This is a genomic window from Bacillus sp. MT94, assembly GCF_058792475.1.
The window spans coordinates 1,134,714-1,153,676 of record NZ_JBXAEZ010000001.1 but is presented as its reverse complement, the minus strand read 5'-3'; the positions used below and the strand labels follow the sequence as shown (position 1 = coordinate 1,153,676).

Annotated in this window: 21 protein-coding genes, 2 pseudogenes and 1 riboswitch; of the genes and pseudogenes, 17 read left to right on the top strand and 6 right to left on the bottom strand. The window is 32.7% G+C overall.

Annotated features, from left to right (window positions below; all coding sequences use genetic code 11):
- Positions 1 to 80: 80 nt before the first annotated feature.
- From AC1Q51_RS05650 to AC1Q51_RS05635, 4 genes are all read right to left on the bottom strand, one after another.
- Positions 81 to 533: a hypothetical protein gene (locus tag AC1Q51_RS05650; protein WP_090977835.1), complete on the bottom strand. Its 453-nt coding sequence runs from the start codon at positions 531 to 533 to the stop codon at positions 81 to 83.
- Positions 534 to 666: 133 nt separating this feature from the next.
- The gene (locus tag AC1Q51_RS05645; RefSeq protein WP_023522187.1) at positions 667 to 1,023 is read right to left on the bottom strand and encodes a hypothetical protein; all 357 of its coding nucleotides are present in this window, start codon (positions 1,021 to 1,023) and stop codon (positions 667 to 669) included.
- Positions 1,024 to 1,193: 170 nt separating this feature from the next.
- Positions 1,194 to 1,817: a hypothetical protein gene (locus tag AC1Q51_RS05640; protein WP_000287727.1), complete on the bottom strand. Its 624-nt coding sequence runs from the start codon at positions 1,815 to 1,817 to the stop codon at positions 1,194 to 1,196.
- A gap of 685 nt (positions 1,818 to 2,502) precedes the next feature.
- Positions 2,503 to 2,664, bottom strand: coding sequence for a hypothetical protein (locus tag AC1Q51_RS05635; protein ID WP_000682745.1), 162 nt, complete (start codon positions 2,662 to 2,664; stop codon positions 2,503 to 2,505).
- A gap of 263 nt (positions 2,665 to 2,927) precedes the next feature.
- Between AC1Q51_RS05635 and recQ the strand changes: the two genes are divergently transcribed.
- Together recQ and AC1Q51_RS05625 are read left to right on the top strand one after the other, a co-directional pair.
- Positions 2,928 to 5,045 (top strand): DNA helicase RecQ, encoded by a 2,118-nt coding sequence (recQ, locus tag AC1Q51_RS05630; protein ID WP_098250629.1) that lies wholly within the window; start codon positions 2,928 to 2,930, stop codon positions 5,043 to 5,045.
- Between the two features lie 25 nt (positions 5,046 to 5,070).
- Positions 5,071 to 5,451, top strand: coding sequence for a gamma-glutamylcyclotransferase family protein (locus AC1Q51_RS05625; protein WP_090977839.1), 381 nt, complete (start codon positions 5,071 to 5,073; stop codon positions 5,449 to 5,451).
- A gap of 54 nt (positions 5,452 to 5,505) precedes the next feature.
- Here the strand turns inward: AC1Q51_RS05625 and AC1Q51_RS05620 are convergent, their stop codons facing one another.
- Positions 5,506 to 6,351 (bottom strand): CPBP family glutamic-type intramembrane protease, encoded by an 846-nt coding sequence (locus AC1Q51_RS05620; RefSeq protein ID WP_098566593.1) that lies wholly within the window; start codon positions 6,349 to 6,351, stop codon positions 5,506 to 5,508.
- A 320-nt stretch (positions 6,352 to 6,671) separates the two neighbouring features.
- Between AC1Q51_RS05620 and AC1Q51_RS05615 the strand changes: the two genes are divergently transcribed.
- On the top strand, positions 6,672 to 8,747 hold the full coding sequence (locus tag AC1Q51_RS05615; protein WP_492331429.1) for a HelD family protein: 2,076 nt from the start codon (positions 6,672 to 6,674) through the stop codon (positions 8,745 to 8,747).
- Between the two features lie 116 nt (positions 8,748 to 8,863).
- Here AC1Q51_RS05615 and AC1Q51_RS05610 read toward each other — a convergent pair whose 3' ends face one another.
- Positions 8,864 to 9,592 carry a hypothetical protein gene (locus AC1Q51_RS05610; protein WP_492331428.1) on the bottom strand — a complete coding sequence of 243 codons (729 nt, stop codon included), beginning with the start codon at positions 9,590 to 9,592 and terminating at the stop codon, positions 8,864 to 8,866.
- An 81-nt stretch (positions 9,593 to 9,673) separates the two neighbouring features.
- On the opposite strand from AC1Q51_RS05610, the gene AC1Q51_RS05605 reads away from it, so the two are divergent.
- The 14 genes and pseudogenes from AC1Q51_RS05605 to AC1Q51_RS05540 all read left to right on the top strand — a co-directional run bounded on the left by AC1Q51_RS05605 (position 9,674) and on the right by AC1Q51_RS05540 (position 18,728).
- Positions 9,674 to 10,009 (top strand): DUF952 domain-containing protein, encoded by a 336-nt coding sequence (locus AC1Q51_RS05605; RefSeq protein WP_000629080.1) that lies wholly within the window; start codon positions 9,674 to 9,676, stop codon positions 10,007 to 10,009.
- A riboswitch (Fluoride riboswitch) is annotated at positions 10,006 to 10,067 on the top strand. (Overlaps the previous gene by 4 nt.)
- Positions 10,068 to 11,096: 1,029 nt before the next feature.
- Complete coding sequence (locus AC1Q51_RS05600; RefSeq protein WP_000380302.1) at positions 11,097 to 11,444, top strand: PadR family transcriptional regulator; 348 nt, start codon at positions 11,097 to 11,099, stop codon at positions 11,442 to 11,444.
- Positions 11,431 to 12,432 carry an HAAS signaling domain-containing protein gene (locus AC1Q51_RS05595; RefSeq protein WP_001048872.1) on the top strand — a complete coding sequence of 334 codons (1,002 nt, stop codon included), beginning with the start codon at positions 11,431 to 11,433 and terminating at the stop codon, positions 12,430 to 12,432. The genes AC1Q51_RS05600 and AC1Q51_RS05595 overlap by 14 nt, the downstream gene beginning before the upstream one ends.
- A gap of 80 nt (positions 12,433 to 12,512) precedes the next feature.
- A complete protein-coding gene (locus tag AC1Q51_RS05590; RefSeq protein WP_000617523.1) occupies positions 12,513 to 13,025 on the top strand; it encodes a GNAT family N-acetyltransferase in 513 nt (170 codons plus the stop codon).
- A gap of 99 nt (positions 13,026 to 13,124) precedes the next feature.
- A pseudogene (locus tag AC1Q51_RS05585) lies at positions 13,125 to 13,289 on the top strand (serine hydrolase); the annotation flags it as partial.
- Positions 13,286 to 13,651, top strand: coding sequence for a hypothetical protein (locus AC1Q51_RS05580; protein WP_492331427.1), 366 nt, complete (start codon positions 13,286 to 13,288; stop codon positions 13,649 to 13,651). The pseudogene AC1Q51_RS05585 and the gene AC1Q51_RS05580, both read left to right, overlap by 4 nt.
- A gap of 35 nt (positions 13,652 to 13,686) precedes the next feature.
- Positions 13,687 to 14,103 carry a GNAT family N-acetyltransferase gene (locus AC1Q51_RS05575; RefSeq protein ID WP_000680536.1) on the top strand — a complete coding sequence of 139 codons (417 nt, stop codon included), beginning with the start codon at positions 13,687 to 13,689 and terminating at the stop codon, positions 14,101 to 14,103.
- A 35-nt stretch (positions 14,104 to 14,138) separates the two neighbouring features.
- Complete coding sequence (locus tag AC1Q51_RS05570; RefSeq protein ID WP_492331426.1) at positions 14,139 to 14,543, top strand: GNAT family N-acetyltransferase; 405 nt, start codon at positions 14,139 to 14,141, stop codon at positions 14,541 to 14,543.
- A gap of 15 nt (positions 14,544 to 14,558) precedes the next feature.
- Positions 14,559 to 14,912, top strand: coding sequence for an MmcQ/YjbR family DNA-binding protein (locus AC1Q51_RS05565; protein ID WP_000994620.1), 354 nt, complete (start codon positions 14,559 to 14,561; stop codon positions 14,910 to 14,912).
- 21 nt (positions 14,913 to 14,933) lie between these two features.
- A complete protein-coding gene (locus AC1Q51_RS05560) occupies positions 14,934 to 15,641 on the top strand; it encodes a class I SAM-dependent methyltransferase (protein ID WP_492331425.1) in 708 nt (235 codons plus the stop codon).
- 65 nt (positions 15,642 to 15,706) lie between these two features.
- A complete protein-coding gene (locus AC1Q51_RS05555; RefSeq protein WP_001093460.1) occupies positions 15,707 to 16,093 on the top strand; it encodes a ribosomal maturation YjgA family protein in 387 nt (128 codons plus the stop codon).
- 23 nt (positions 16,094 to 16,116) lie between these two features.
- Positions 16,117 to 16,621: pseudogene (locus AC1Q51_RS05550) on the top strand (DNA topology modulation protein).
- 161 nt (positions 16,622 to 16,782) lie between these two features.
- Positions 16,783 to 17,463 (top strand): formylglycine-generating enzyme family protein, encoded by a 681-nt coding sequence (locus tag AC1Q51_RS05545; protein WP_063547515.1) that lies wholly within the window; start codon positions 16,783 to 16,785, stop codon positions 17,461 to 17,463.
- 71 nt (positions 17,464 to 17,534) lie between these two features.
- Complete coding sequence (locus AC1Q51_RS05540) at positions 17,535 to 18,728, top strand: macrolide family glycosyltransferase (protein WP_098272633.1); 1,194 nt, start codon at positions 17,535 to 17,537, stop codon at positions 18,726 to 18,728.
- The last annotated feature ends 235 nt before the right edge of the window (positions 18,729 to 18,963 follow it).

Below are 18,963 nucleotides of genomic sequence, written 5' to 3'. Positions count from 1 at the left end.
CATCAGCTGTAAATTTAGCCATAGAAAAACTGCACCTCCAATTGTTAGACTGTGTCTAACAATTGGGGTGCAGTTCAGAATTATAATCCATCTTGAACAGATTTCTTTACAATTACCCATGTGTCTTTCTTTTTAACCGTTATAGCTACATTAGTTCCATTAGATTCCTTATAAAAGATATATCCATTGTTTGAGTTTACATATGTTACTGGTTCGCCTATGCAATCTCGCGAGCAGGATTTGTTGACCAGTTCAATTAGGGATAGTTCGCTTGGATCGGTTTTGCTTGCTTCTATAACAGCATCAAGGCTTGTTTTTCGATAACCTTGCAAGTTTATATGAAAAAGTTGCTCTATTTCTCCTGTAATACTAGTATTCATTACTTCTACTGAATTCTTTTTTTCTTGAAGGAATCCGTTTTCATAAAGTAATTTTGCATATCCAATCCATGCTATTAATACTAGCATGAAAAACATACCCGTCAGTTTAAGTATTCGAAGTCGTTTGCTTATAATTGTTTCTGAGTATTTCATTCAGTCTAATCCTCCAATGTTTTTAATTTAAAATATGCTTGGATACGTATTTTTAGAAGAGGATGAGGGTGAATGAGTTTTCAATAAAAAAGAAAACATCTAGAGTTAGATGCTTTCTTTTTTGTATTTTTCGCTATCTGTTAGTTACATGTTTCATAAGTGGTCTTATTTCTTTAACCGGTGGTTTCTTATCATAGGCATCAACGTAAGAAAAGTAGTAGTTTAAGTTTCTTAGAAGACCTTTTCCTATTTTTGCACTTAAGAAAGGAAATACTTGTCCGGTATAATCATCGAGAGATTTACAGTAATATTTTTCGTCTAAATATATGCTGTATTTACATGTTAGTTCTACTAAAGAATTACCTTCATCATCAAATACTTCTTTAGAATCAATAATATCTATTAGTGCAAATTTTTCATTTAGGTAAACTTTCTTTTTTTTCTCGTGTTTATTTGTGAGTATAAAAACGAGACCAATGGCGTTAATCAAACTATTTCCTCCTATAAAAAACGGATATTAATAAAATATATCGATATAAGCTAAATGTAAAGAGGAGAGGTGAAATATCATGGATAAAAATAAGTCGATTTATGTTGGGAAATCGACTTATTTTTATCCAGTATTAATGAGTAGTAACCTACTCTGATTAAAGTTTCACTTTATTGAAAGACTTGCGGGAATTGTTTTACGATTGCGTTTGTTATCATGTCAGCCATTTCTAATGCTTCTTTTTCAATTTTATCGTAAAGTTTTACTCCTGCTTCATAATCTTTATTTAGGAAGGCAAGTGCTTCTGCTTTCGTTAGTGCTAAATGTTCATAAAACATTTTTCTAAATTCTTCTTTATCTATATATGGGTTGATACTGTTAAGAAATTCAATAATTGCGTCACCATTAGCGTACCATTTTTTCTCTATAGCGGCCGCTGCATTTTGATTACCAGCTTTTGCGGCTTTAACAAGATCCGCTGCAATTACTAAGTGATCTTTAATTAATGCACTATATTTTTTCACTGCATCCTCACCGTAAAATGGTTCAAGTGATAGTCCCATATGTGTTGCGTTTTGTAGAAGTCGTCCAACAGTAACATTAACATCTGGTAAATTAAATACTATACTTATAATAGCCAATCTCGTCCAAGCGACGTGTTGTTCCCATAAAGAACGCATATACCCTTTTAAAAAATTCTCATTTTTACTAATTCGGTAGTTCCGTACGGATAAATCATAGTTTACATAAGGGTTATGGTAGGGGGAGTAATACGATTGCCAATAAGAATACATAAATAGTAACACTCCTTTGAACATGTATAACTCAAAGTATGATGAAGATTTATTTTTAGTTACGTGTCCTAGATTATTTTTAGGGAATTTGAAATGGAGAAATTCAACGAATGATGTTGTGGTATATATGAATAAAATGAATATAAAGTAAAAGAGGGTCTGCAAGGGAAGTTGCAGACCCTCAAAAGGGTATTGCCGAGATGTCGGACTCGACTACGTAATGTTATCATAAAATTCTTTTGAAAAAACCTGGTAAATGTGTCCAAATGAAATTGGTACCGTCATAAAGTCAAAGGGACCTGCTTCCCGCGGCAGGCCCCATTAACTAGATAATGTCGATGAGCAAAAACTCATCTGGAGTACTTTTATAGTAACAAGTAAAATGTGTTTTGTGTATTGAGAAAGAAGAATTGCATAATTATATGTGAACAATTTAGATCCCAACAATTAATGATTATCATTAATTGTTGGGATCTAAATATGGTTATAAAATGGAGAAAAGACTTGGAAGTGAGATCGAGGTACACAGAAGTATGTAATCATGAAAAAGACCTGCTAATATAAGCAGGTCAACTTAAGGGGTTTATCCAACAGATTATTATATATGGTAACAACTGAATTGTAGTAAGTCTATACGTTTAATATTGAGAAAACTTCTGTGAATGATACATTTTTTGCGCATATATTAACGTCTAAAAAGTTGAGAAAGAAAATGTAAAAGCTTTTTATAAGAGAATAATGGCTGGTACTTATAGTATGATTCATATTTCCACGCATCATTATTAGAGAATTGGAGTTGTGTTGTTTTCTTTTTTGTTGTGATGGAACTCATATTACGATGTTTCATATAGAAACCTCCTGAATTTATATGTATACGATTAGTAGTATTCAAGAAAGGGAAATAAAATGAATATTTAAATTGAAACTCTTTCTTCATGTGTACTGGATTTACGTTATAAATGTTGTAAAACATATAAAACACGGATGCTAATTCATATTAAATATAGAATAATGAAAAAACAATAAGCATTTATTCATCCCTTTCAAGTCGTATAAGTGATTGATATAATAGAAGTAGATGAAAGATAAAGAAAAGCAGGTGACTCTTTTTTGTTTACTAAAGCACAAGAACTTTTAGCGTCCTACTTTGGTTATTCGTCGTTTCGAAGAGGACAAGATGAAACAATTAAAAATGTACTAGATGGGAAAGATACAGTTTGTATTATGCCAACAGGTGGCGGTAAGTCGATTTGTTATCAAATTCCGGCATTAGTATTTGAAGGAACGACGTTGGTTATATCCCCTTTAATATCACTTATGAAGGATCAAGTAGATACATTGGTACAGAATGGCATTTCAGCTACATATATTAATAGTTCTATTTCTATTGCTGAAGCAAATCAGCGAATTCAATTAGCGAAACAAGGACATTACAAGTTACTTTATGTGGCGCCTGAGCGTCTTGATTCGATGGAGTTTGTTGACCAACTTATCGATATGAAAATCCCTATGATTGCGATTGATGAAGCACACTGTATTTCACAGTGGGGACATGATTTCCGTCCAAGTTATTTACATATACATCGCATTTTAGATTATCTTCCAGAAAAACCGCTCGTATTAGCATTAACAGCAACAGCAACACCGCAAGTACGTGAAGATATTTGTAACACACTTGAAATTAATCAAGAAAATACAATTATGACAACGTTTGAGCGAGAGAACTTATCGTTTTCTGTCATTAAAGGACAAGATCGAAATGCATATTTGGCGGATTATATTCGTCAAAATCAAAAGGAATCTGGGATTATATATGCAGCTACTAGAAAAGTAGTCGATCAGTTATATGAAGATTTAATGAAGGCAGGAGTTTCTGTATCAAAATATCATGCTGGTATGAGTGATAGTGATCGAAATGAGCAACAAGAACTCTTTTTACGAGATGAAGTAAGTGTAATGGTAGCAACATCTGCATTCGGGATGGGTATTGATAAATCGAATATTCGTTACGTAATTCATTATCAGCTTCCAAAAAATATGGAAAGTTACTATCAAGAAGCAGGACGTGCTGGTCGTGATGGATTAGATAGTACATGTATATTGTTATATTCTTCTCAAGATGTACAAGTACAGCGTTTTTTAATTGATCAATCAACTGGAGAATCACGTTTTTCAAATGAACTTGAAAAATTGCAAAATATGACCGATTACTGTCATACAGAACAATGTTTACAATCATTCATTTTGCAATACTTTGGAGAAGAACCGAAAGAAGATTGTGGACGCTGTGGTAATTGTACAGACAATCGCGAGAGCATCGATGTGACAAGAGAATCACAAATGGTTTTATCATGCATGATTAGAACGAACCAACGCTTTGGAAAGCAAATGATAGCGCAAGTATTAACTGGGTCGAAGAATAAGAAAGTTATTGAATTTAATTTTCATACTTTACCAACGTATGGGCTTTTATCGAACCGTAGTGTAAAAGAAGTCAGTGAGTTTATTGAGTTTTTAATTTCAGACGAGTTAATTGCAGTTGAACATGGCACTTATCCGACGTTAAAAGTAACTGAAAAAGGGAAAGAAGTATTACTTGGTAAAGAGAATGTTTTACGAAAAGAACGAGTAGAGACAAGACAAATTGTTCAAGACCATCCTTTATTTGAAGTGCTTCGTGAAGTACGTAAAGAAATTGCACAAGGAGAAGGTGTACCTCCGTTCGTTATTTTCTCTGACCAAACATTAAAAGATATGTGTGTGAAAATGCCGCAAAATGATTCTGAATTGTTGACGGTAAAAGGTATCGGAGAACACAAACTTGTGAAATATGGCTCGCACTTCTTACAAGCAGTTCAGCGTTTTATTGAGGAAAATCCAAATTATGCTGAAACGATTAAGACAGAAGTAGTTTCAGAGCGTAAAAAGTCAGGAAAAGCGTCCGCAAATTCTCATTTAGAAACATATGAAATGTATAAACAAGGTATTGATTTGAATGAGATTGCAAAAGAACGTAACTTATCAAGACAAACAATTGAAAGCCATTTAATTCGCTGCTACGAGGATGGAATGGAAGTAGAGTGGCAAAGTTTTGTTCCAGCAGAGTATGAATCTCTTATTGAAACTGCCGTTCAAAATGCAGAGGGTGGTCTGAAATCTATTAAAGAACAGCTTCCGAATGAAGTGAGTTACTTTATGATTCGTGCTTATTTACAAATAAGAAAGTAGAGACATATAAAGGGGATAAGAATTTATGTATCATGTTTTCGTTTATGGCACGTTAAGAAGAGGACAAACGAATGCTCATTATATGCTAGGTGCAACATGCATTGCAGACAGAGCTTGGACATATGGAAAATTATTTGATACGAACGAAGGATATCCGGCCATGACTTATTCGATTGAAGAAAAGGTGTATGGAGAAGTTTATGTAGTAAATGATGAGATATTGTGTAAGTTAGATGAACTAGAAGAATATACAGGTAATGCGGAGACTGATTTATATGATCGAATTACGCAAACAGTATATGTTGCTTATAGGGAAATTGAGGCATATGTGTATATCGCTCAGAATAAAAAGATGTTAAAGAAAGTGATAGACTCTGGTGACTGGCTTATGTATCAAAAAATATAATAAGGTAGTTTTAAAAATTGGAAAGCAGATAATGACGAATTCATTATCTGCTTTTTATTGTGTGAATAATTGTCGTTCTCTTTTTATTCTTATAGTTCTTAGTACGATTCCAATTCCGAGAAATAAAACAGTAGCAGCGACCCCGCTAATAGGATTTAACCAAAAATCACTACTGTTTGTAAGGGTAATAATCCCTGTTATGGTAACTAAAACAGTAGGAACAGCATCCTCGATCGCATGCATGATAACGCATGGCCAGACGGATTTTGTAAGTCTATATATTTCAACATACATAATTGACCAACAAACCATAAGGATACAGCCAGATAAAAGCATATTTAATCTTGAGATAGATTCAAAATATTCATTTGGCAAAAAGACTAGATAATATGCAGCATGCCAAAGTGCCCAAATTAAACCAGAAATAATATAAATGTACCAATCGTTTAGATTTAGTTCAATCAACTTTGGAGTTAAATAACCACGCCAAGAAAACTCTTCAAAAATATTTTTAATAAAGTTACCAATAGTAGACATGACTATGAGTGACAATAACGTGGATATATCAAAACTAGCAATATGAGCTACTCCAAAAATGAGCGATATGCTTATCGTTATTACTGTAACGAATGGATAAATAAGTAGTGCAGTGAAATACCATATAAAGTTTCCTTTCAAATTTGGCTTGATGCCAAAATCATTCCAATCTCGGCTAATAACTCTAAGTAAAATGCTTACGAGGAAAGGTAATATTAGCCATAACCCCATACCTAAAGTATTTCCTTCAGGTTGATTTGTTAGAAGAGAATCTAGAAATACCCCAATCCATCCACTGGCCAAAACAGTTAATACAAAAATAAGTAAATATAACTTTAGTGATTTCTTTTTCGCGACATTCATTTGAAGAGCCTCCTTTACTTTTGTTTATCCTACTATTTATGGGCAGTAAAACGCCCATTGATTAAAGTCTTTAATTTTTACAATGTTTTTTAATAGATAAATTAAATAGGAGACAAATAGAAAGTAGTATCTTTTGCATGCATCACTATACTATATGTGTATTTGTGTGATTTAGATGTTGCATATTCTTTTTAAATTAGAAAGATGAAAAGTAAGTTTTTTCGGAAAATTTAAATGGAAACTATTGACTTTATGATTGGATTTTTAATACAATAATACTTCGACTGAAAAATTAGAACGGACAGGAGGGAATCGTCGAAATGAGCAACATATTTGAAGATGAGTTACAAAAAATGAAGGATACTTTACATACGATGGATGAGCAATTGGATAAGCTTGAAAAAATCCCAGTTTATTATGGAGAAGATTTTAAAGAGCAAATTCTTGAAAGTATGAGAGAGTCTAATAGACAAAATTTACGTATTGGTGTGCAAGAGCCGTACTTTGGAAGGTTAGATTTTCAGGAAGATGGTAAAGAAGCAGTTATGCCGATTTATATTGGAAAAGTAGGGGTTTCGGATATGGACACGATGAAACCAATCATTATTGATTGGAGAGCACCTGTCGCAAGTATGTTTTATTCATTTACCGGTGGAGAAGAATTAGCATTTTATCAATCACCAGATGGGTTAGTAGAAGGTGATGTGTATTTAAAACGAAACATTTCTATTCGAAAAAGAGAACTTGAACGTGTTGTTGATACATATGTAAAAGGAAATGAAGATGTATCGCATGCCGATGATTTTCTTCTATATCGATTAGGTGAGAATAAAGATAATAAGCTAAAGGATATTGTTTCAACGATTCAATCGGAACAAAATGATATTATTCGAGCGGAAAGAAATTTACCATTACTTATTCAAGGGGTTGCAGGGAGCGGAAAGACAACAATCGCTTTACATCGCCTTGCTTTTTTGATTTATGAATATCGTGAGCAGCTAGAAGCTGAGAGAATGATCGTATTTGCGCCGAATAGTCTGTTTTTAGACTATATTTCGAGTGTACTTCCTGAATTAGGTGTAGGGAATATTAGTCAAACAACGTTTCCAGATTGGGCATTACGTACGTTAGAGGGTTCAGTGAAACTAAAGCAGACAGAAGAAAAATTGAAAGAAGCCTTTTCAATTAATCGCGATGAAAGAAAGATTATGATCGGTAAATTAAAAGGTACGCTAGAATTTAAGGCGTTTATAGAAGAAAGAATGACTCAATTTGAAAATGATTTAGTGCCAACAAAAGATTTTGAGGCATGGGATAAAGCTGTTATTCCAGTGGAAGACGTTAAAAAATGGATGCAAGTTGAATATAAACATTATCCTTTAAAGAAAAGAAGAGAACGATTAGTAGGACGAATGAAGCGCTGGATTGAAATTGAACTTAAAAAATTCGGGGAAACAAACGAGAAAAAATTCCTTAAAAAAGAAGCGACTAAGAGACTGAACGCATATATGAAGTTTTGGCCGAAAATGAGTGCTCTATCACTGTATAGTTCAATAGTAAAAAGTAAAGAAATACTTGAGGTATTACCTGAAGAACTTGTTCAAGAAACAGAAAAGAGTTGTCGTAAAAAAGAAATGTATGTAGAAGATTTACCAGCTTTAATATACATACATCATCGTATAACAGGGATTGAAATAGGGCAGAAGTTTCATCACGTTGTTATTGATGAAGCGCAAGATTTTTCGCCTTTCCAAGTTTATGTATTAAAAGAAATTACATTAGGTAATTCTTTCACTATATTAGGTGATTTATCGCAAGCGATTTATGATTATCAAGGAATTGAAGATTGGAATGCTTTTAAGGAAGTATTCCAAGAAACCGGTTATTATGAATTAACAAGAAGTTATCGTTCTACAAAAGAAATTATTGAATTTGCAAATGAAATAATTAAAAATGCAGAAATCCCAGTAGGACTCGCAACACCAGTCTTCCGCAGTGGAGAAGATGTGAAAGTAATTCATACAGAAAATCAATTTACTGAAATTGTGAAGACGGTAAAACATTTGCAAAATGAAGATGTGAAAACAATTGCGGTAATCGGAAGAACAGAAGATGAATGCCGTGATATATATGTGAAATTAACAAATGCAGGATTAACGGTAAACGTAATTGAAGCAAACCAAAGTAAATATGAAGGTGGTATATCAGTAGTACCTGTCTATTTAGCGAAAGGTTTAGAATTTGATGCGGTGCTTTTAATTGATGTGGATGAGGAACATTACAAAAATACAAAACATGATGCAAAGTTACTATATGTTGGATGTACGAGATCACTTCATGACTTATGGATTTTCCATAGTGGGGAAGCGTCACCTTTAATTAAAGGATTAAAATAAAGTAAAACTATAATCAGTGGGGAGTTTTACTGCAAGCTAATGTGGGATAAATATAAAAAGAGGATTTTCTAGTACAGTATGAAGATCCTCTTTTTTATATTAAAATGGTAGACGAATTAATGACTTGAGCTGTTGTTTAAATGATATACGATGCTTTTTTCTAATTCCTTAGTTTGTTCTTTTTCCCATGTACGAACAGCATCTATTGGAGTTTGTGTATGTTTTAACCAATCTAGAATAAGGTGTAGTTGTTCTTGTATTTGACCAATGTTTTGCTCCTTTATGTTCTTATTCTGAATTCTATTAGTTAATTGAAGCATATAGGGAAGTTTTTCTATACATTCGCTTAAATCTCCGCAATAACCTGAAGGGAATTCATGTGTACCAAATTCTAAAGTATGGATGTAATTAGAAACTAGGTATATCATGGCTTTTTGTTCGGTATCACCACCTAATTCAATCGCTTTTCGAAGGGATTTTTCTAAATCGTCTTCTTTATTGCTAGAGTCCATATAAATTCCTATCCATCTAAAAGGTCTTGAATCAATCGGGTTGTTTTCTGTCCATCTATATAGAATGTCAATTAGAAAACTATTTAGTGAGAAAGTTAAGCCCTCATCTTTTTCGTTTAATGCATCTAAAATAGTAAACAGCGAAATGGCAAACTCTTCTTGATCTTTTGATTCCCATGTTTTTGCATTGGAAATAAATGTCTCTAAATGTTTATAAGCTAATTTTCGAAGTCCCGCTTCGCGATGCTGACAGTAACAAATAAAATCATGCCAATGCTCATTTGTATTCATATGTATAATAATAGTTTGTAATGTAGTGAGAGGTTTATCCATTATAAGTCCCCAATCTATTAAGAACGTGTTGAAAATTTAGTGTTATTATATCATTACATAAATTAAAAAGGGAGAGTTACTATGATTACAAAAGTAATTACGAAAAGTAATTGGGAAATCGCAAAAATAATTGGAAAAATTAATGAAGATTCCCTTATAGAAGAGGGATTTATTCATTGTTCATTAGTAGATCAAGCTTTAAGAGTTGCAGAAAAATATTTCAAGCATGAAGAAGATGTTTTATTACTTACAATTGATCCAGCCCTATTAAAAGCAGAAGTAAAATATGAACTTGCTTCAAACGGTCAAGAATATCCGCATGTTTACGGAGTAATTAATGTTGAGGCGATTGTAGAGGTTGTTCCATTTTCTAAAGAAAAAGGGGAATTTATATTACTTAAATCAGTTCGACTTTAGTAATAGGCGATGGAGTTCGCTATAATTGCTATATATAGCTAATGAATCCTATTGATAAACGAGATTTTTTGTTTATCAGTAGGATTTTTAATTTTATTCGAACAGACTTAAAAAGAGCACATTTGAATAGTGCTCTTTAAGAGAAAAGTGAATTAGGGTTTTTACTTCTAGATAATGTATGAGTGATTCATCATAATGTGACGATGAATCACAAAAGAGCAGTTAGAGTGGGAAGAATTTAAGATGGATTTTATTGGTCACGGGATCCAATCGATTGGTAATGAAGCAGTTCTAACAGGACTCATTATAGACTTTGAAGATGAAACGTAAAAAAATTATTACGTTTATCTGAATATTGAGGGAATACAAAAAATTTATTTATCTAATTTTTAGAAAACATAGACTATAACATTAATAAATGGTATAATTCCCTTGTTATTGGAATTAAAATGAAAATTTTAGAAGAAAAAGGATTGGGCTGGTTTTAATGGGGGATTCTGATCACAAAGAAACAAAGGCAATATTAAAGTTATGGTTTATTTATATACCACTTGCATTTGGAGAGTTTGTCTTTTCGAATATCATAGGTTATTTAAAAAAATAAAGATTTTGCATTTGAAAAACAATTAACCTAATTTAATTGTTTTTTTATTTTACTTTAATAAACCAAATAAAAATAGAGATTTTGAACAAGATGAAGTTTATGAAGGGAATAACGTTGATTAGGTGCTGAAAACAGTGTGAAATCAACAGTGCCTAAAGAATAAAACAGGAATCATTCAACCATGGTAATTTTCCGTTTTATTAGCTTCCTATAGTGATATGTTATGGTCACATCATATGTGTACGATACTTGTAACTTAATATAGCATTACTGGAATTTCAAAATTAGTAGTTAAGGTTGCTACCTTTTAGAGTGTTATAGATATATATATAACTTAGCTAAAAAAGCACAAATCATATAATTTGCGCTTTTCATTATCTGTTTTTGGTAAAAAAAGCACAGTTTTTGTCACACTAATACTGTACGATACATAGTATAAAACACATACTGTATGACATATAGTAATGGAAATGAGGTGAGTGAATGGATACTTTATTAAACTCGTTAATTACTGAGTTAAGAAGAGGGACATTAACGTTAGCTGTTTTAAGCCAATTAAGAACGCCACAGTACGGATATTCACTTGTCCAGTTATTGGAGCAATCAGGGGTTACAATTGATCAAAGTACTTTATATCCACTACTTCGCCGATTAGAAAAGCAGGAATTAGTGACGAGTAGTTGGGATAAAACGGAGAGTAGACCTCGTAAGTATTATGTTTTAAGTGATTATGGATTAGAAATATTTTTGCAGTTGAAAAAAGAATGGATAAAAGATTCGAAAGAACTTTATAACTTATTAAAGGAGGAGGAAGGGAATGAATTTAATTGATCTCTATATCCAAGAGGTTGCGAAGAGATTACCTGAAAAAAATCGTGAAGATATTACACTTGAACTAAGGTCAACTATAGATGATATGTTACCTGAAGATTATAATGAGGAAGATGTAAAGAGCGTTCTCGAAAAATTGGGGAGTCCGGTTTCATTGGCTAATGGTTATTTGGATAGACCGATGCATTTAATTGGACCACGTTATTTTGATGTATATACAACGTTGTTAAAAATGATTATACCAATCGCAGCTGTCATTGCACTCATATCAATGGTTGCAGAAAATTTTATAGGCTATAGTGGTGATCAAGCGGTATTAAATGTTATTTTACAATTGATAGGTAAAGGCATTGGGGAAATTTTTGAAGTGGGCCTCCATGTATTTTTCTGGTTGACACTTGTGTTTGTTATTTTAGAAAGAACAGATAAAGACAAAGGTATCGAGCCGTTGACGACAAGTTTAAAAAAATGGACACCAGATGATTTGAAAAACATCTCGTATATCCCAAAGAAAAAAGCAATCTCGAAGTTTGAAGTTTTTGCAGGTTTAATGTGGACAGCAGTTTGGGCTACACTTTACTTTTATGCGAATCATCTTGTTGGCGTATATAACGGTACGGCAAATGGACTGAAGTTTGTTTCGCCAACTTTTAATCAAGATGTTTTATTGCAGTACTGGCCAATCGTTGTAATTATGATTGTTTTTGAAATATGTATATCCCTTTATAAATTGGTGCAGGGACAATGGACTCAAAGATTGGCGATTGGGAATGCTATTCTTCAAGTAGCTGGGACGATAGTATTCATTGTAATTGTAGTAAATCCACATTTATTTAACGCAGGATTTATTACGTATTTGGCAAATGCATTTACTATTTCCCCAGAGGAGTTTAAAACGTGGCTCATTGGGGGAGGAATTTTCTTTTATATGTTATCTGCTGCAATAAATATATTTGATGGTTTCCGAAAAGCTAGTATTCGTATGTAGATAAAAATCGGAAATTTCGATAAAATAAAACTATTAAAAAGATAGTGAAATAAGATGAACATGATGAAAGGAAGAAAATAATGATAAGGGAAGCAACGAAAAGAGATTTAGCATACATTTTAGATATTTATAACGATGCGATACTTTATACAACAGCTGTATATGCGTATAAACCTGTAACCCTTGAAAATAGAATAGATTGGTATGAACAAAAAAAGGCTGAAGGGTATCCCATTTTCGTATATGAATTAGATAATAAAGTAGTAGGGTTTGCGACATTCGGCCCATTTAGAGCGTGGCCTGCTTATAAATATTCAGTTGAACATTCTGTGTATGTAGATAAGGCATATAGAAAAAATGGCATTGGGTCTTCATTAATGAAAGAATTAATCAAAATTGCGAAGGAAAGAGAGTATATGACCTTAATTGCTGGAATTGATGCAGAGAATGAAAAAAGTATTGCCTTGCATCAAAACTATGGATTTGTTCATGCAGGGACAATAAAAAAAGCTGGTTATAAGTTTAATAAATGGCTAGATTTAGCTTTTTATCAGCTGGAACTTAACGGTCCTGAAAATCCTATAGAAGAATAAATATTTTTCGGTAGCAAGAAAAAATTCATGCTACCTTTTTCTTATTTAAATAGCTGATATGAGCTGCCGAAAAGTTTTTTTATATTCGATATTGAATTTATTGGTATAATAGGAATGTTTAACGAATTTCCGCTTCTTTATGTGATGAGGGGAAAAGATTTACCGAATCGCCGTGAAAATAAAGAGGTAGATGAAGCTTTTGCAGTAGTTTTAAAGTACATATACAAAGAATATAGTGAAAACATGCTAGGAGTGAGCGGTTGAAAAGAAACTTAAAGACTTCAACAATCATTATTTTAATTTTAACGATTATTGCTCTTGAAGTTGGAATCGCACTATATGATCACGATTTGTCATTAGATACAATTTACTTTACAGCGATCCTTATTTGTATTGTATTGCTTTTTGGCACACGTGTTTCTGGAGAGAAAGAAAGTACATCGAAACGAGGAAGAAGAAAAACAGTTCTTATATTTTGGCCATCTATTTTATTGTCTATTGTTTGTTTTGCGGTTATAAGTTACATAAGGGTAGGATATGTCTCTGTACCAGGGATAATTGGCTTTTCATGCTTTGTTACATATGGTGGATTCGTATGTATTAGTATTTTTAAAGAGAAAAAATAAAATGTAGATTACTAAGCTGAAAGGAAGCAATATAAATGAAACATATAAAGAACGGTACACGCACTGAAGGAGAATATATTAAAAATAAAGTTATTCAATATAATATGTCCATCTTAACAGATGAGGCAAGACAGACGATGGAAGAAGTACGCCTCGTAGTAAAAAATGAAGAAGGAAAAATTTTTGGTGGCGTAACAGGTACGATGTATTTTTATCACCTTCATATCGACTTTTTATGGGTTGATGAATCAGTTCGTCATGACGGTTATGGCAGCCAACTTTTACATGAAATTGAAGGGATTGCGAAGGAAAAAGGGTGTAGATTAATATTGCTAGATTCGTTTAGTTTTCAAGCACCAGAATTTTATAAAAAGCACGGTTACAGGGAGTATGGTATTGTTGAAGATCACCCGAAAGGTCATAGTCAGCACTTTTTTGAAAAGAGATTATAATAATATTATGTATACTGTTTGATAGGAGAAAGAATATGTACACGTATAAATTGCAACAAGAACAACCAATCTGTGCAGAAAAAATAAAAAAACTTTATGATTCTGTCGGTTGGTGGCCAGAAAGAAAAGAAGTCGATATTGAAAAAATATTAAAGAATAGCATAGCCATTGGAGTATGGGAAGAAAATGAATTAGTTGGATTTGCTAGAGTCGTTTCTGATGGTGTTTTTCGAGCATACATTGAAGATGTTGTCGTACATGAGAATGTAAGGAATAAAGGTATTGGAGAGAAAATGCTTACAATATTACTTCGAGAAATATCTCATATTGATATTGTTAGTCTATTTTGCGGAGAGAAGCTAATAAAGTTTTATGGTGAGCAGCAATTTCAAGCAACGAAGCAAATTGTGATGCATCGTAATCAAAAAGGGAAAGAATAAGAGGTGCCAATTAAAATGAATGCAACAAGAGCGTACTGTTTATCGAAAAGAAAAGCGACAGAAGATTCTCCAGATGGCTGGAGTGCAACATGTATGAGGCTTAATAATAAAATATTTGCGATAGTAAATCATGAAGAAGGCGAAAAAGCTGCGATTACATTGAAGTGTGATCCAGAAGTCGCATTAAGAATAAGAGAAGATTATCCAGAAACAATTATTCCAGGGTATCATATGAATAAAAAACATTGGAATACCGTTTATATTCATAAGGATATAGAGCAGGAGCAAATTAATAAAATGATTGATTGGTCGTATGATTTAGTACTACAATCATTTTCAAAGAAAAAGCAGCAGGAGTTAATGGATTAATATGTATTAGGAGTGTGTGTAATGAAAGATTCGATTAAAGATACGTATGATAAATTAGCGAGTACATATAAAGAAAATCTAGATTTCGCAAATCCATATAACAGTTATTATGAAAGACCGGCGATGATGGAGCTTATTCCAAAGGAACTAGAAGGAAAAAAGATATTAGATGCTGGATGTGCAGCTGGATGGTATACTTCTCAATTCATAGGAAGAGGAGCAAATGTTACAGCAATTGATGTAAGTCCTGAAATGGTAAAAGCAGCAAAAGAAAATATAGGAGAAGAAGCGACGTTCCTTTGTCATGATCTGCAAGAAACATTGCCATTTGAAGATAATATGTATGATGTGATTGTAAGTTCATTAACTCTTCATTATATAGAAAATTGGAATCAAGTATTTCAAGAATTTCGTCGTGTATTGAAGCCAGGTGGAGAACTTATTTATTCTATTCATCATCCTTTTATGGATTTCACAAAGTTTCCATGTGAAAATTATTTTGAAAAACAGTTATTAATAGATACTTGGGTTAAACCGAATATTACTATTGAAGTCAAGTTTTTTAGAAGATCATTACAAGACATACTAAATGAAACTACAAATTATTTTGTATTAGAAGAGATAGTGGAACCGAAGGCAATTGAAAAAATGAAAGAAGTAAGCGAAAAATCATATCATTATTTAAATATGAATCCACATTTTCTTGTCATAAAAGCAATCAATAAATAGCTAGTAAAATAACTTTGTTTTACTAGATATTTACAGTTTTACATTACATATTAGGAGACTTTAAAATGAATACGAAACGAAATAGAGTAGTATATGCACTATTTACTATAGTTGTTATTATTTTAGGTCTTAGCTCAAGAAAGTTTGCTTTTGCACTACCACATCTATTAAATGATTATTTAGGTGATGCATTATGGGCATTAATGATTTTCACTGGCTTTGGATTTTTGTTTCCTAAAACAGAGACGAAGAAGTTGGCTTTTATTAGTTTAATGTTTTGCTACGGGATTGAAGCGAGCCAATTGTATCATGCGGAATGGATAGATAGCATTCGTGCAACGACTTTGGGGGGACTCGTGTTGGGATACGGTTTTTTGTGGAGTGATGTAGTGGCTTATACAATTGGTGTTGGAGTGGGAATACTTTGTGAGTTTATGTTACGGAGGAAATAATCGATTTTAAAAAGGAGCCCTTTATGAAAAAAATAATATTAATTGGTTCTGGTGGTTCAGGAAAATCTACATTAGCAAGGCAGTTAGGAAATAAATTAAATATTAAGGTGCATCATCTTGATGCATTATTTTGGAAACCGAATTGGGAAGGTGTTCCGAGAGAAGAACAAATAGCAGTTCAAAATAACTTAATTAAAGATGAGAAGTGGATTATTGATGGGAATTATGGCGGGACGATGGATATCAGACTGAATGCAGCTGATACAATTATCTTCCTTGATATTCATAGAACAATTTGTATTTATCGTGCGTTTAAAAGAATTGTAAAATACCGGAATAAAACAAGACCAGATATGGGCGCGGGATGTGAAGAAAGATTTGATTTGCAATTTTTTTAAATGGATATGGGAATATCCTAATGCTAAACGACCTACAATTTTAAAAGGGTTAGAGCAATTGCCCGAAGAGAAAAAGGTTATTGTTTTAAAATCTCCAAATGAGGTTCGGAAATTTTTAGAGCACATATAATAATAGAATGTAACAAAACAATTCTTTGTAGATCTTACCGATTAGTTTAATAAAACTAATCGTTTTTTATTATGAAAAATTTAACGCTTTTTGAAAATTGTATTTTGTAATGAGTATATGACTATAAGTTCATATAAAATGAACGTTTGGAGGAATAGAAAATGACTAACGATTTAATTCAACTAATCGATTCATTAATGGTCAATATTCCAGCTGGAGAGGTAGTATTAAGAGATGATCGAATAAAAAAAGAATGGCTAGTACAAATTCAACCATTTCTTCTTGCAAAGTATGCTGTAACAACGGAACTATATGATGCTATTACAAATAGTACATTAAATAATTTTGAAAATAATCATAAACCAGTTGTAAATATTTCATGGAACGATGCCATTGCGTTTTGTAATGTACTTTCAAAAAAAGCGGGATTAAAAGAATATTATTCTATTAGTGATGGTGGTCAAATTGTTAGATGTAAGTTAGATTCAAATGGCTACCGATTGCCATCTGAGGCGGAGTGGCAATATGCATGTAAAGCAGGTACAACCGGATATACATACGGGAAACTTCATGATATAGCGTGGTATAATGAAAATTCAAATGGACATATTCATGACGTTGGCCAAAAGGAACCGAATGCATGGGGACTCTATGATATGTTAGGGAACGTTTGGGAATGGTGCTATGATTTGTATGATGAAAAAGTATACGGAACATACCGCATTTTTCGTGGAGGTAGTTGGGCTGAAGCAGCGAGAGGTTGCGGCGCTACTTGTCGTCGCCGAAGCCATCCTACATTTCATATAGAAGATCTCGGTTTTAGACTTGCTAGGTCAATTTAGCAGGAATATGATACGAAGGGGATCTATACTCTTGCCAACATAGGAATGATTTAACGTAAGGAGTGTTTATAATGGCGCGTGTTTTATTTATTAACGCTGGATCAGAAGGACATATAAATCCAACTTTGCCAGTTGTAGAAGAGTTGATTTCTCGCGGTGAAGAGGTCGTTTATTTTTCAATAGAAGCTTTTAGGGAACGAATTGAGAAGACAGGTGCTACTGTACGAACGATTGACGATCAAAAATTTATAAAAGCGTTTCTATCTGGAGGCAGAAATTATTTACAGGAAAGAATAAACGGTCTTCTACATACAGCAGATGTTGTTATACCTAGTGTTCTAGAACAAATTGAAGGTGAACATTTTGATTACATAATTCATGATTCTATGTTTGGCTGTGGGCACTTAATTGCTCAAATTCTTAAATTGCCATCCATAAATTCATGTACATCTTTTGCGCAGGATGAAAAATCTTTTGAGCAAATGTTAGGTCATCTGTCAAAAAATATCCCAGTAGAAATTCATGATAAAATACAGAATGATTTTCAAAACTTAACGAAGGGAATTGCTGAAAAATATGGTGTTGAAATAAAATCATCGTATGAAGTTTTCTGTAATCCTGCATCCCTTACTATTGTGTATACAATTAAGGAGTTCCAACCTTTTGGTGATACGTTTGATGAAACATATAAATTTGTAGGACCATCTATCTCTGCACAAATGAAAAACAGAGACGTTGATTTTACTTCAATTGAAGAAAAAAGTCCGATTTATATTTCATTAGGTACTGTTTTTAATGAAGCGATTGACTTTTATAAACTGTGTATGAAGGCCTTTGAGAATAGTGAGCATACAATTGTTATGTCTATTGGTAATAAAACAAAAATAAGTGATCTAGGCGAAATCCCTAAAAACTTCATTGTGAAAAACTATGTGCCTCAAACCGAACTGCTTACTTATACGAAACTATTTATTACACACGGCGGGATGAACAGTGCGCATGAAGGACTGTATAACGGGGTTCCGCTCGTTGTAATACCGCAAAGTGCAGATCAGCCAGTAGTCGCAAAGCAAGTGGAGAGTCTTGGAGCAGGAGTAAAATTACAAATGCAAGGATTAACTGTGGATCAACTAAGTGAAAGTGTAGAAATAGTATTAAATAATCGTTCATTTAAAGAAGTTGCTTTGAATTTGAAGGAATCTTTCCAAAAATCAGGTGGATATAAGGAGGCTGTTGATGAAATTTTTATATTTGTAGGTCAGTGAAAAAAATGAAATTATACATTAGAAAAGCATCTAAATAGGATGCTTTTTATTTAACTTTATAATTCTTATTTTTAATATCTAGTATGGTTAAAACTAAGGCACTGAGAGATATAAGTATAAGAATAAAAGTTAACCAGTTAAATGTATTGTCAATTATGAAGTAAAGATGATAGATAAATATATTCAAATTTTATTTTAAAATGTTAGGACTTAGTTTTACATGTTAGTAATAATT

Excerpts from the sequence above, each read along its gene's own strand:
- AC1Q51_RS05545 (WP_063547515.1), top strand. The coding sequence starts at position 16,783 with ATGACTAACGATTTAATTCAACTAATCGATTCATTAATGGTCAATATT.
- AC1Q51_RS05620 (WP_098566593.1), bottom strand. The coding sequence starts at position 6,351 with ATGAATGTCGCGAAAAAGAAATCACTAAAGTTATATTTACTTATTTTT.
- AC1Q51_RS05540 (WP_098272633.1), top strand. The coding sequence starts at position 17,535 with ATGGCGCGTGTTTTATTTATTAACGCTGGATCAGAAGGACATATAAAT.
- AC1Q51_RS05575 (WP_000680536.1), top strand. The coding sequence starts at position 13,687 with ATGAAACATATAAAGAACGGTACACGCACTGAAGGAGAATATATTAAA.
- AC1Q51_RS05565 (WP_000994620.1), top strand. The coding sequence starts at position 14,559 with ATGAATGCAACAAGAGCGTACTGTTTATCGAAAAGAAAAGCGACAGAA.
- AC1Q51_RS05640 (WP_000287727.1), bottom strand. The coding sequence starts at position 1,817 with ATGTATTCTTATTGGCAATCGTATTACTCCCCCTACCATAACCCTTAT.
- AC1Q51_RS05570 (WP_492331426.1), top strand. The coding sequence starts at position 14,139 with ATGTACACGTATAAATTGCAACAAGAACAACCAATCTGTGCAGAAAAA.
- AC1Q51_RS05595 (WP_001048872.1), top strand. The coding sequence starts at position 11,431 with ATGAATTTAATTGATCTCTATATCCAAGAGGTTGCGAAGAGATTACCT.
- AC1Q51_RS05605 (WP_000629080.1), top strand. The coding sequence starts at position 9,674 with ATGATTACAAAAGTAATTACGAAAAGTAATTGGGAAATCGCAAAAATA.
- AC1Q51_RS05635 (WP_000682745.1), bottom strand. The coding sequence starts at position 2,664 with ATGAAACATCGTAATATGAGTTCCATCACAACAAAAAAGAAAACAACA.
- AC1Q51_RS05590 (WP_000617523.1), top strand. The coding sequence starts at position 12,513 with ATGATAAGGGAAGCAACGAAAAGAGATTTAGCATACATTTTAGATATT.
- AC1Q51_RS05600 (WP_000380302.1), top strand. The coding sequence starts at position 11,097 with ATGGATACTTTATTAAACTCGTTAATTACTGAGTTAAGAAGAGGGACA.
- AC1Q51_RS05610 (WP_492331428.1), bottom strand. The coding sequence starts at position 9,592 with ATGGATAAACCTCTCACTACATTACAAACTATTATTATACATATGAAT.
- AC1Q51_RS05560 (WP_492331425.1), top strand. The coding sequence starts at position 14,934 with ATGAAAGATTCGATTAAAGATACGTATGATAAATTAGCGAGTACATAT.
- AC1Q51_RS05555 (WP_001093460.1), top strand. The coding sequence starts at position 15,707 with ATGAATACGAAACGAAATAGAGTAGTATATGCACTATTTACTATAGTT.
- AC1Q51_RS05650 (WP_090977835.1), bottom strand. The coding sequence starts at position 533 with ATGAAATACTCAGAAACAATTATAAGCAAACGACTTCGAATACTTAAA.
- AC1Q51_RS05615 (WP_492331429.1), top strand. The coding sequence starts at position 6,672 with ATGAGCAACATATTTGAAGATGAGTTACAAAAAATGAAGGATACTTTA.
- AC1Q51_RS05625 (WP_090977839.1), top strand. The coding sequence starts at position 5,071 with ATGTATCATGTTTTCGTTTATGGCACGTTAAGAAGAGGACAAACGAAT.